At 66.7% G+C, this 12,818-nt stretch carries 4 protein-coding genes and 2 pseudogenes; 2 read left to right on the top strand and 4 right to left on the bottom strand.

Annotation, left to right across the window (positions count from 1 at the left end):
- The first annotated feature begins 128 nt into the window (after positions 1-128).
- A complete protein-coding gene (gene gltB / locus ACILRB_RS10400) occupies positions 129-4,781 on the top strand; it encodes a glutamate synthase large subunit (RefSeq protein ID WP_395666227.1) in 4,653 nt (1,550 codons plus the stop codon).
- Positions 4,782-4,924: 143 nt separating this feature from the next.
- A complete protein-coding gene (locus ACILRB_RS10405; RefSeq protein WP_395666228.1) occupies positions 4,925-6,343 on the top strand; it encodes a glutamate synthase subunit beta in 1,419 nt (472 codons plus the stop codon).
- A 102-nt stretch (positions 6,344-6,445) separates the two neighbouring features.
- Here ACILRB_RS10405 and ACILRB_RS10410 read toward each other — a convergent pair whose 3' ends face one another.
- The 4 genes and pseudogenes from ACILRB_RS10410 to ACILRB_RS10425 all read right to left on the bottom strand — a co-directional run.
- On the bottom strand, positions 6,446-7,225 hold the full coding sequence (locus ACILRB_RS10410) for a L,D-transpeptidase (RefSeq protein ID WP_395666229.1): 780 nt from the start codon (positions 7,223-7,225) through the stop codon (positions 6,446-6,448).
- Between the two features lie 210 nt (positions 7,226-7,435).
- The gene (locus ACILRB_RS10415; RefSeq protein WP_395666230.1) at positions 7,436-9,265 is read right to left on the bottom strand and encodes a hypothetical protein; all 1,830 of its coding nucleotides are present in this window, start codon (positions 9,263-9,265) and stop codon (positions 7,436-7,438) included.
- 109 nt (positions 9,266-9,374) lie between these two features.
- A pseudogene (rpoC, locus tag ACILRB_RS10420) lies at positions 9,375-11,681 on the bottom strand (DNA-directed RNA polymerase subunit beta'); the annotation flags it as partial.
- 115 nt (positions 11,682-11,796) lie between these two features.
- Positions 11,797-12,818: pseudogene (locus ACILRB_RS10425) on the bottom strand (DNA-directed RNA polymerase subunit beta); the annotation flags it as partial.

Genomic DNA, 12,818 nt, shown 5'->3' on the forward strand with positions numbered 1-12,818 from the left:
CCAGGCGCTCCCAGTCATGAACGAGAGGGTTTTAGACGATGACCGATCCCGCAGCGCCGGCCGCCTCCCGCCACCCCCTCTCGATTCAGGCCTTTTCGCCGGAAACGGCCCCTGCGCAGACCCGTCTCATGATCGATCCAGCCCTTCCGCTTCCGCAAGGCCTCTATTCCCCGACGCGCGAGCATGACGCCTGCGGCGTCGGCTTCGTGGCCAACATGCACAATCAGAAGTCGCATGAGATCGTCGAGATGGGTCTCCAGATCCTTCTCAACATCGACCATCGCGGCGCGGTCGGCGCGGACCCCAAGGCCGGCGACGGCTGCGGCATGCTGGCCCAGATTCCGCACGAATTCTTCGCCGCCCGCACGCGCGCGCTCGGCTTCGAGCTGCCCGCCCCCGGCGAATACGCCATCGGCGCGCTGTTCCTGCCGCGCGACCCCGAGGGCCGCAAGATCGTCGAGGGAATCGTCGAGCGCACCATCGCCGAAGAGGGCCAGGTCCTGCTCGGCTGGCGCGACACGCCGGTCGACAACTCCGACCTCGGCGAAAGCGTCAAGCCGACCGAGCCCTTCAGCCGCCAGGTGTTCATCGGCCGCGGCGAAGGCGTCGCCGACCAGGCGGCTTTCGAGCGCCGTCTTTTCGTGCTGCGCAAGGTGATCTCGAACCGGGTGCACGACCTCGCCGCGACCGATCCGCGGGTCGCGGGCTTCTATCCGGTGTCGCTGTCCTCGCGCACCATCGTCTACAAGGGCCTGCTGCTCGCCGGCGGGCTCGGCTTCTATTTCAAGGACCTCAAGGAGCCCGACTTCGTGTCGGCGCTGGCGCTCGTGCACCAGCGCTTCTCGACCAACACCTTCCCCACCTGGCAGCTCTCGCATCCCTACCGCATGGTGGCGCACAACGGCGAGATCAACACGCTGCGCGGCAACGTCAACTGGATGGCCGCGCGCCAGGCCTCGGTCGCCTCCGACCTGTTCGGCGACGACATCTCGAAGCTCTGGCCGATCTCCTACGAGGGCCAGTCCGACACCGCCTGTTTCGACAACGCGCTCGAATTTCTGGTGCAGGGCGGCTATTCGCTGGCCCATGCGATGATGATGCTCATCCCCGAGGCCTGGGCCGGCAACCCGCTGATGGACGAGCCGCGCCGCGCCTTCTACGAATATCACGCCTCCATGATGGAGCCGTGGGACGGGCCGGCCGCCGTCGCCTTCACCGACGGGCGCCAGATCGGCGCGACGCTCGACCGCAACGGCCTGCGCCCGGCGCGCTACATCGTCACCGAGGACGGGCTCGTCGTGCTCGCCTCGGAGGCCGGCGTGCTGCCGATCCCCGAAGAGAAGATCGTCGCCAAATGGCGCCTGCAGCCGGGCAAGATGCTGCTCGTCGACCTCGAACAGGGGCGCATCGTCTCCGACGACGAGATCAAGACCACGCTTTCGGCCGACCACCCCTATGCGGACTGGCTGAAGAACACGCAGATCGTGCTCGAGGAGCTGTCGCATGTCGAGCCGCGCTCGACCCGCACCGACGTGTCTCTGCTCGACCGCCAGCAGGCCTTCGGCTACACCCAGGAAGACGTCGCGATCCTGATGGAGCCCATGGCCGTCACCGGCCAGGAGGCGATCGGCTCGATGGGCACCGACACGCCGATCTCGGCGCTGTCGTCGGCCTCGAAGCCGCTCTACACCTATTTCAAGCAGAATTTCGCGCAGGTCACGAATCCGCCGATCGACCCGATCCGCGAGGAGCTCGTCATGAGCCTCGTGTCGTTCATCGGGCCGCGGCCGAACATCCTCGACCATGAGGGCAATTCGAAGCGCAAGCGCCTCGAGGTGCGCCAGCCGATCCTGACCAACAGCGATCTCGAAAAGATCCGCTCGATCGGCCATTTCGAGGAGACCTTCGACACCAAGACTCTCGACATCACCTACAAGGCCGAGGCCGGCGCCGCCGGCATGGGCGAGGCGATCGACCGCCTGTGCGACCGCGCCGACCAGGCGGTCAAGAGCGGCTTCAACATCATCATCCTGTCCGACCGCCTGGTCGGGCCGGACCGCATCCCGATTCCCGCGCTGCTCGCCACGGCGGCGGTGCATCATCACCTCATCCGCAAGGGCCTGCGCACTTCGGTCGGTCTCGTCGTCGAGACCGGCGAAGCCCGCGAGGTGCATCATTTCGCGCTGCTCGCCGGCTATGGCGCCGAGGCGGTCAACCCCTATCTCGCCTTCGAGACGCTCGCCGCCATGGCCGACGAGTTCCCGGAGGAGGTCGACGGCTACGAGGCCTGCAAGCGCTTCATCAAGTCGATCGGCAAGGGGCTGCTCAAGGTCATGTCCAAGATGGGCATCTCGACCTACCAGTCCTATTGCGGCGCGCAGATCTTCGACGCGGTCGGCCTGTCCGACGCCTTCGTCGCCAAATATTTCACCGGCACCGCGAGCCATATCGGCGGCGTCGGCCTCGCCGAGATCGCCGAGGAGACCGGGCGCCGCCACAGGGACGCCTTCGGAGACTCGCCGGTCTACCGCCACGCGCTCGGCGTCGGCGGCGAATACGCCTTCCGCTTCCGCGGCGAGGCGCATTCCTGGACGCCGCAGTCGGTCTCGCTGCTGCAGCACGCCGTGCGCGGCGACGCCGCCGACAGCTACAGGGCCTACGCCAAGCTCCTCAACGAGGAGACCGGCAATCCGCTCGTCATCCGCTCGCTGTTCCGCATCAAGAGCGCGGAGGAGGACGGCCGCGCGCCCGTGCCGCTCGAGGAGGTCGAATCGGCCGCCTCGATCGTGCGCCGTTTCGCCACCGGCGCCATGTCTTTCGGCTCGATCTCGCGCGAGGCGCACACCACCCTCGCCGTCGCCATGAACCGCATCGGCGGCAAGTCGAACACCGGCGAGGGCGGCGAGGAATCGGACCGCTTCAAGCCGCTGCCGAACGGCGACTCCATGCGCTCGGCGATCAAGCAGGTGGCCTCGGGCCGCTTCGGCGTCACGACCGAATATCTCGTCAACGCCGACATGATCCAGATCAAGATGGCGCAGGGCGCGAAGCCCGGCGAAGGCGGCCAGCTGCCCGGCCACAAGGTCGACGCGGTGATCGCCAAGGTGCGCCATTCGACGCAGGGCGTCGGCCTGATCTCGCCGCCGCCGCACCATGACATCTATTCGATCGAGGATCTCGCCCAGCTCATCACCGACCTCAAGAACGTCAATCCGGCGGCGCAGGTCTCGGTCAAGCTCGTCTCCGAGATCGGCGTCGGCACCGTCGCCGCCGGCGTCTCCAAGGCGCGCGCCGACCATGTGACGATCTCGGGTTTCGAAGGCGGCACGGGCGCCTCGCCGCTGACCTCGATCAAGCACGCCGGCAGCCCGTGGGAGATCGGCCTCGCCGAGACCCAGCAGACGCTGGTGCTGAACCGGCTGCGCACGCGCATCGTCGTGCAGGTCGACGGGGGCTTGCGCACCGGCCGCGACGTGGTGGTCGGCGCCCTGCTCGGCGCCGACGAGTTCGGCTTCGCCACCGCGCCGCTGATCGCGGCCGGCTGCATCATGATGCGCAAGTGCCATCTCAACACCTGCCCGGTCGGCGTCGCGACCCAAGATCCCGTGTTGCGCAAAAAATTCGTCGGCCAGCCCGAGCATGTCATCAACTTCTTCTTCTTCGTCGCCGAGGAAGTGCGCGAGCTGATGGCGCAGATGGGCTACCGGAGCTTCACCGAAATGGTCGGGCAGATGCAGATGCTCGACAAGCAGAAGGCGATCGCGCACTGGAAGGCGCGCGGGCTCGACTTCACGCGCCTGTTCCACAAGCCCGAGCCGGCGCCCGGCGAGACGATCCATCGCTCGACGTCGCAGAACCACGGGCTCGACACGGTGCTCGACCGCAAGCTGATCGCACAGGCCATGCCGGCGCTCGAAAAGCGCGAAAAGGTGACGATCGAAACGCCGATCCGCAACGTCGACCGCGCCACCGGGGCCATGCTCTCGGGCGAGATCGCCAAGCGGCACGGCCACGCCGGCCTGCCGAAGGACACGATCCACATTTTGGCCAAGGGCACCGCCGGCCAGAGCTTCGGCGCCTGGCTCGCCCATGGCGTGACGCTCGAACTCGAAGGCACCGGCAACGACTATGTCGGCAAGGGCCTTTCGGGCGGACGCATCATCATCCGCCCGGCGCGGGAGTCGCGCGTCAAGGCGACCGACGCCATCATCGTCGGCAACACCGTGCTCTATGGCGCGATCACCGGCGAATGCTATTTCTCCGGCGTCGCCGGCGAGCGCTTCGCGGTGCGCAACTCCGGCGCGATCGCGGTGGTCGAGGGCGTCGGCGACCATGGCTGCGAATATATGACCGGCGGCGTCGTGGTGGTGATCGGCGCCACCGGCCGCAATTTCGCGGCCGGCATGTCGGGCGGCGTCGCCTATGTCCTTGACGAGGACGGCGGCTTCGCCAAGCGCTGCAACATGGCGATGGTCGAGCTGCAGCCGGTCGAGGCTGAGGAGAAGGCGATGCAGAACGCCTATCACCAGGGCGGCGACCTCACCGCGCACGGCCTTGTCGAGGTCATGAGCGACATGACCCGCTTCGACGCCGAGCGCCTGCGCAGCCTGATCCTGCGTCACGCCGAATTCACCGGCTCGGAGCGCGCCAGGGACATCCTGTCCAACTGGGAGAGCTACCGCGGCAAGTTCCGCAAGGTCATGCCGGTCGAATATCGCCGCGCCATCGAAGAGATGAAGCTCGAGCGCGGCGGGGCGCTGGCGGCGGCGGTCGGCATGTAGGCCGAAGGTGCGGAGCGTCGCGCCGGCTTCGGCCGCCGCGACGCGGGAGGCGTCAAGCCTTCTTCCTCCAGCGCGGGAGCAGGAGCTCTCCGCGCCGGACGCGCGAGATGCGCAGATCAACGAAACGCCGTCGAGGGGCTTTTATGGGCAAGGTGACTGGATTCTTGGAGATCGACCGGCGGGATCGGCGCTATGCGCCGGCGTCCGACCGCATCCGCCATTATCGCGAATTCGTCATTCCGCTGTCGGAGGAAGCGACCAAGGATCAGGCCGCGCGCTGCATGAATTGCGGCATCCCCTATTGTCACGCGGGCTGCCCCGTCAACAACCAGATCCCCGACTGGAACGACCTCGTCTATCACGCCGACTGGGAGGAAGCCTCGCGCAACCTCCATTCGACCAACAATTTTCCCGAATTCACCGGCCGCGTCTGCCCTGCTCCCTGCGAGGCCTCCTGCACGCTGAACCTCAACGACCAGCCGGTCACGATCAAGACGATCGAATGCGCCATCGTCGACCGCGCCTGGCTGAACGGCTGGCTGCCGCCCGAGATCGCCGCGAAGAAGACCGGAAAAAGAATCGCCGTCGTCGGCTCCGGGCCCGCCGGCCTCGCCTGCGCGCAGCAGCTCGCCCGCGTCGGCCACGAGGTCCATGTCTATGAGAAGAACGCCAAGCCCGGCGGCCTGCTGCGCTACGGCATCCCCGACTTCAAGATGGAGAAACATCTGATCGACCGCCGCGTCGACCAGATGCAGGCCGAAGGCGTCGAATTCCACGTCAACGTCAATGTCGGGCTCGACGTTTCGGCCGAGGAGCTGCTCGCCGGCCATGACGCCGTGGTGCTCGCCGGCGGCGCCGAAAAGCCGCGCGACCTGCCGATCCCCGGCCGCGACCTTGCGGGCGTGCATTTCGCCATGGAGTTCCTGCCGCAGCAGAACCGCCGCGTCAGCCGCGAGCCGGTGCAGAGCAACGAGCCGATCCTCGCCGGCGCCAAGCATGTCGTCGTCATCGGCGGCGGCGACACCGGCTCCGACTGCATCGGCACTTCGATCCGCCAGGGCGCCCTTTCGGTCACGCAGCTCGAAATCATGCCCATGCCGCCCGAGAAGGAGAACAAGCTTCTGACCTGGCCGAACTGGCCGCTGAAGCTGCGCACCTCCTCGTCGCAGGAAGAAGGCGCGAAGCGCGAATTCTCGGTCGTCACCAAGGCGGTGCTGGGCGAGGACGGCGTCGTCAAAAGCATCCTTTGCGCCCATGTCGACGACAAGCTCAAGGAGGTCCCCGGCAGCGACTTCGAGATCCGGGCCGATCTCGTGCTGCTCGCCATGGGCTTCGTCTCGCCCGTTCCTGAAGGGCTTCTCGCGGACCTTGGCGTCGCGCTCGATCCGCGCGGCAACGTCCAGGCCGACACGACGAGCTATAAAAGCTCGAGCGACAAGGTGTTCGCCTGCGGCGACATGCGGCGCGGCCAGTCGCTGGTGGTGTGGGCGATCCGGGAAGGCCGCCAGGCGGCGCAGTCGGTCGACACGTTCCTCATGGGCTCGAGCGTTTTGCCGCGCTGAGCGCGCCCCGCGCGAGCGGCTGGCTCAGGCCGCCGCCGCAAGAAAAACGCCAAGGACAAGGCGGGCTTCAGGCCCGCCTTGTCCTTGCGCCGGCGCATGGCGTCACAGCACCACCACCCGCGCGCCGACGCCGACGCGCTCATAAAGGTCCATGACGTCGGCGTTCATCATGCGGATGCAGCCCGAAGACACCGCCTGGCCGATGGTGTTCGGCTCATTGGTGCCATGGATGCGGAACAGCGTGTCCTTGTTGCCCTGATAAAGATAGAGCGCCCGCGCCCCGAGCGGATTTTCAAGCCCGCCCTCCATTGATTCGGGCAGGTCCGGCCGGCGCTTCAGCATCTCCTTCGGCGGCACCCAGCGCGGCCATTCGGCCTTGCGCCCGACCCGCGCCGCGCCCTTCCACTCAAAACCCTGCCGGCCGACGCCGATGCCATACTGGATCGCCCGCCCGCCCGGCTGGACCAGATAGAGATGGCGCGTGCGCGTGTCGACGACGATCGTGCCCGGCGGCTCCTCGGTGGGGTTTGGAACCACCGCGGCCGTGCGCTGATAGGGATCGACGCTTCTCTCATGGGCGCGCCGGTCGGCGCCGGCCGGCGCCGGCGCGTAGCGCTCGCCGCGCGGCTCGGCGTCAGGATAATAGCCGCCGTAATAGGGATCGCCGCGATAATAATATTGCGCCACGTCATAGGGGCGCTCGTCGGGCAGCGGCGGAAAGTCCGGATAGGCCGGCAGCGGCGCCGGCGGATAGAAGGGATGGGCCTGATAACCGTCGTAATTGCGCCATTGCGCGCTCGCCGGCGCCGTCATCGGCAATTGCGCGGCGAGAAGCGCAAGGCCGGCTCCGACGAGCCTGAGACGATGCAGTGCTGACGTCATGGTTAAGAATCCGTTTGTCCTATGGCCGCCACCATGGCACGCGCGCGACGCCAAGAAAATCTCCCTCAGGCCCGACGCCGCCGCCGCGCCCAGCATAGCGCGTTCAAACTCTCGCGAAGCTTGCGCCGCCGCGCGCAAAAAAAAAGAGCATGGCCCGAAGGCCATGCTCCTGAACTTGGTCTTCGCAAGACTTTCAGTCCTCGCGAAAACTTAATCCTCGAACGTCGGCGCGCCGCCGATGAAAGGCTGCTCCTGCTCCGCCGGGTCGACGGCCGGCGGCGCGAAGGCCGGCGGCGGCAGGCTCGGCTGCGGCTCCTGCGGCGTCTCGCCCTTCTGGGCGAGAATCAGATCGTCACGCATCAGCGCGACGCTGCGCAGCTTGGCCATGGCCGCGCCGGTGCCGGCGGGGATCAGGCGGCCGACGATGACGTTCTCCTTCAGCCCTTCGAGCGTGTCGGTCTTGCCGTTGACGGCGGCCTCCGTCAGCACGCGGGTCGTCTCCTGGAAGGAGGCGGCCGAGATGAAGGAGCGCGTCTGCAGCGAGGCCTTGGTGATGCCGAGCAGCACGGGCGTGCCCGTCGCCGCCTTGCCGCCCTCGGCCTCGGCCCTGGCGTTGGCCTCGTCGAACTCCACCTGATCGACCTGCTCGTTGGCGAGGAAGTCGGTGTCGCCCGGATCGACCACGTCGACCTTCTGCAGCATCTGGCGGACGATCACCTCGATGTGCTTGTCGTTGATGGCGACGCCCTGCAGCCGGTAGACTTCCTGGATCTCGTTGACGAGATAGGCGGCGAGCTCCTCGACGCCCTTGATGGCCAGGATGTCGTGCGGCGCGGGATTGCCGTCGACGATATAGTCGCCCTTCTCGACGACGTCGCCGTCCTGAAGGTGGATGTGCTTGCCCTTCGGGATCAGATATTCGACCGGATCGGCCCCCTCCTCGCCCGGAACGATCGAGATGCGGGTCTTGTTCTTGTAGTCGCGCCCGAACTGCACCGTGCCCGAAATTTCGGCGATGATCGCGTGGTCCTTCGGACGGCGCGCCTCGAACAGCTCGGCGACGCGCGGAAGGCCGCCGGTGATGTCGCGCGTCTTGGCCGAATCCATCGAGATGCGGGCGACGATGTCGCCGGCGCGCACCGTGCCGCCCGGATCGACGCCGATGATCGACTCGACGGGAAGCGTGTAGCGCGCTTCGCCGCCGCGCTGCAGCTTGGCGACCTTGCCGTCCGCCGTCTTGATGACGATGGCGGGCTTCAGCGTCGCCGAGCGCTGGTTGAGACGCCAGTCGATGACCATGCGCTTGGCGATGCCCGTCGCCTCGTCGATGGTCTCGGTCATGGAGGCGCCCTCGACGAGATCCTCGAAGCCGATCACGCCGTCGACCTCGGTGAGGATCGGACGGGTGTAGGGGTCCCATTCCGCGATGCGGTCGCCGCGGCGGATGTGGTCGCCCTCGTCCACCTTGAGGCGGGCGCCGTATTGCACGCGATGCACCGCGCGCTCGGTCCCGTCCGGACCCTCGATCACGATCGCGACGTTACGCGCCATGACCATCAGGTCGCCGTCGCTGTTGCGCGCGACGTGCCGGTTGCGGACGCGGATCAGGCCGTCGAAGTTCGATTCGATGAAGGACTGGTCGGCGATCTGCGCCGCGCCGCCGATGTGGAAGGTGCGCATGGTGAGCTGGGTGCCCGGCTCGCCGATCGACTGCGCGGCGATGACGCCGACCGCCTCGCCCATGTTGACCGGCGTGCCGCGCGCGAGGTCGCGCCCGTAGCAGGTGGCGCAGACGCCGTTCTTGGCCTCGCAGGTCAGCACCGAGCGGATCTTCACCTCCTGGATGCCGGCGGCGTTGATGCGCTCGATGTGCCATTCCTGGATCATCTCGCCGGAGGCGACGATGATCCCGCCGTCGACGTCCTTGAGGTCCTCGGCCGCGGTGCGGCCGAGGATCCGAGTCGCGAGCGAGGCGACGACCTGGCCGGCGTCGAGGATCGCGCGCATGCGGATGCCGCCCTGCGAGCCGCAGTCCGTCATGGTGATGATCGAATCCTGCGCCACGTCGACGAGGCGGCGCGTCAGATAAGCCGGAGTTGGCCGTCTTGAGCGCCGTGTCGGCGAGGCCTTGCGCGCGCCATGCGTCGTTGAAGTACTCGAGCACGGTCAGGCCTTCCTTGAAGTTCGAGATGATCAGGCTCTCGATGATCCTCGCCGGACGGCGGCCATCAGGCCGCGCATGGCGGCGGCGCTGCTTCATCTGGGTCGGCGAGCCGCGCGCGCCCGAGTGGCTCATCATGTAGATCGAGTTGATCGGCCGGTCGCGGCCGGCGTCGTCCTTCCGCACCGCCGAGATGCGCGCCATCATTTCTTCGGCGAGCTTGTCGAACGCTTCGCCCAGGCGTCGACGACCTTGTTGTATTTCTCGCCCTGGGTGATCAGGCCCGTCGTTGTACTGCTGCTCATATTCCTTGGCGAGCGCGGAGGTGTCGGCGATGATGCGCGGCTTCGTCTCCGGCACGACCATGTCGTCCTTGCCGAAGGAGATGCCGGCCTTGAACGCCTCGCGGAAGCCGAGCGCCATGATCCGGTCGCAGAAGATCACCGTCTCCTTCTGGCCGCAGTTGCGGTAGACGACGTCGATCATGTTGGAGATCTCTTTCTTCGTCATCAGCTTGTTGACGACGTCGAACGGGATCTTGGGATGCCGCGGCATCAGCTGGCCGAGAATGAGGCGGCCGGGGGTCGTGTCGTAGATCTTCGACACGCGCTTGCCCTCGCCGTCGTAGCTCCACGCCCGGCCCTTGATCTTGGTGTGCAGCGTGATCGCCTTGGCGAACAGCGCGGCCTCGATCTCGCCGATGTCGGCGAAGGCCATGTCCTGCCCCGGCTCGCCGTCGCGCATCAGCGAGACGTAGTAGAGACCGAGCACGATGTCCTGCGAGGGCACGATGATCGGCAGGCCGTTCGCCGGGTGCAGGATGTTGTTGGTCGACATCATGAGGACGCGCGCCTCAAGCTGCGCCTCGAGCGACAGCGGCACATGCACCGCCATCTGGTCGCCGTCGAAGTCGGCGTTGAAGGCCGCGCAGACGAGCGGGTGCAGCTGGATCGCCTTGCCCTCGATCAGCTTCGGCTCGAACGCCTGGATGCCGAGCCGGTGCAGCGTCGGCGCGCGGTTCAGCATGACGGGGTGTTCGCGGATCACCTCGTCGAGGATGTCCCACACCTCGGGCTTTTCCTTTTCGACCAGCTTCTTCGCCTGCTTGACGGTGGCCGACAGGCCCTTGGCGTCGAGACGCGAATAGATGAACGGCTTGAACAGCTCGAGCGCCATCTTCTTCGGCAGGCCGCACTGATGCAGCTTGAGGTCCGGGCCGACGACGATGACCGAGCGGCCCGAATAATCGACGCGCTTGCCGAGCAGGTTCTGGCGGAAGCGGCCCTGCTTGCCCTTCAGCATGTCGGCGAGCGACTTCAGCGGCCGCTTGTTGGCGCCCGTGATGACGCGGCCGCGGCGGCCGTTGTCGAACAGCGCGTCGACCGCCTCCTGCAGCATGCGCTTCTCGTTGCGCACGATGATGTCGGGCGCGCGCAGCTCGATGAGACGCTTCAGGCGGTTGTTGCGGTTGATGACGCGGCGGTAGAGGTCGTTGAGGTCGGACGTCGCGAAACGGCCGCCGTCGAGCGGGACGAGCGGGCGCAGGTCCGGCGGGATGACGGGCACTTCGGTCAGGATCATCCACTCCGGCTTGTTGCCGGAATGCATGAAGGCCTCGATGATCTTCAGCCGCTTGGCGAGCTTCTTGGGCTTCAGCTCGGTGGTCGACTGGGCGATCTCGATCTTGAGCTTTTCGGCGATCGCCGGCAGATCCATGTTGCGCAGGATCTCGCGGATCGCCTCCGCGCCGATGAGCGCGGTGAAGCTGTCCTGGCCGTATTCGTCCTGGGCGCGCAGATAGTCCTCCTCGTTGAGGAGCTGGCGGTCCTTCAACGGGGTCAGGCCCGGATCGAGCACGATGTAGGATTCAAAGTAGAGGATGCGCTCGAGGTCCTTGAGCGTCATGTCCAGCAGAAGGCCGATGCGCGAGGGCAGCGACTTCAGGAACCAGATATGCGCCACCGGGGCGGCGAGCGAGATATGCCCCATGCGCTCGCGCCGCACGCGCGAGAGGGTGACCTCGACGCCGCATTTTTCGCAGATCACGCCCTTGTATTTCATGCGCTTGTACTTGCCGCACAGGCACTCGTAGTCCTTGATCGGACCGAAGATGCGCGCGCAGAACAGGCCGTCGCGTTCGGGCTTGAAGGTGCGGTAGTTGATCGTCTCCGGCTTCTTGATCTCGCCGAAGGACCAGGACAGAATCTTCTCCGGACTCGCGATCGAGATCTGGATCTGGTCGAACGTCTGCGGCTGAACGACCGGATTGAAGAGATTCATGACCTCTTGATTCATTGCCGTCTCCTGATGCGGCGGGCGGGCCCCGGGGCCGGGCCGCGCCCGCGCCGGAAAATCGAAAGGGCGCGCGGCGCGGCCGAAAGAGGCGCGCGCCGCGTTGCGTCCGGCGTGTTTATTCGGCGGCCTCCGCCGCCTCGTGCGGCGGCGGCTTCGTCGCCGTGGTCAGCTCCACGTTGAGGCAGAGCGAGCGCATCTCCTTGACGAGCACGTTGAAACTCTCGGGGATGCCGGATTCAAAGGCGTCGTCGCCGCGCACGATCGATTCATAGACCTTGGTGCGGCCGGCGACGTCGTCGGACTTCACGGTCAACATCTCCTGCAGCGTGTAGGCCGCGCCATAGGCTTCGAGCGCCCACACCTCCATCTCGCCGAAGCGCTGGCCGCCGAACTGCGCCTTGCCGCCGAGAGGCTGCTGGGTGACGAGGCTGTAGGGGCCGATGGAGCGCGCGTGGATCTTGTCGTCCACGAGGTGATGCAGCTTCAGCATATATATGTAGCCGACCGTCACCTTGCGATCGAAAGCGTCGCCGGTGCGCCCGTCATAGAGCGTCACCTGCCCCGAGGGGTCGAGCCCGGCCTGGCCGAGCATCTCGACGATGTCGGGCTCATGCGCGCCGTCGAACACCGGGGTGGCGATCGGCACGCCGCGGCGCAGGTTCTCGCCGATCTCGACCACGGTCTCGTCCGAAAGATCGCCGAGCTGCGCCTCGGCCGGCGCGCCGTAGATCTCGATCAGCTTCTCGCGCAACGGTCCGGCGTTCTGCTCGCGCTGCCAGGCGTTGACCGCCGCGGCCACCTGCCTGCCGAGGCCGGCGCAGGCCCAGCCGAGATGCGTCTCGAGGATCTGGCCGACGTTCATGCGGCTCGGCACGCCGAGCGGGTTCAGCACGATGTCGACCGGCGTGCCGTCGGCGAGGAACGGCATGTCCTCCTGCGGCACGATCTTCGAGACGACGCCCTTGTTGCCATGGCGTCCGGCCATCTTGTCGCCGGGCTGGATCTTGCGTTTCACGGCGACGAAGACTTTCACCATCTTCATGACGCCGGGCGACAGCTCGTCGCCGCGCTGCAGCTTCTCGACCTTGTCGAGGAAGCGGCTCTCAAGCCCCTTCTTCGATTCGTCGTACTGTTTGC

The organism is Methylocella sp. (assembly GCF_044226135.1).
GTDB lineage: Bacteria > Pseudomonadota > Alphaproteobacteria > Rhizobiales > Beijerinckiaceae > Methylocapsa.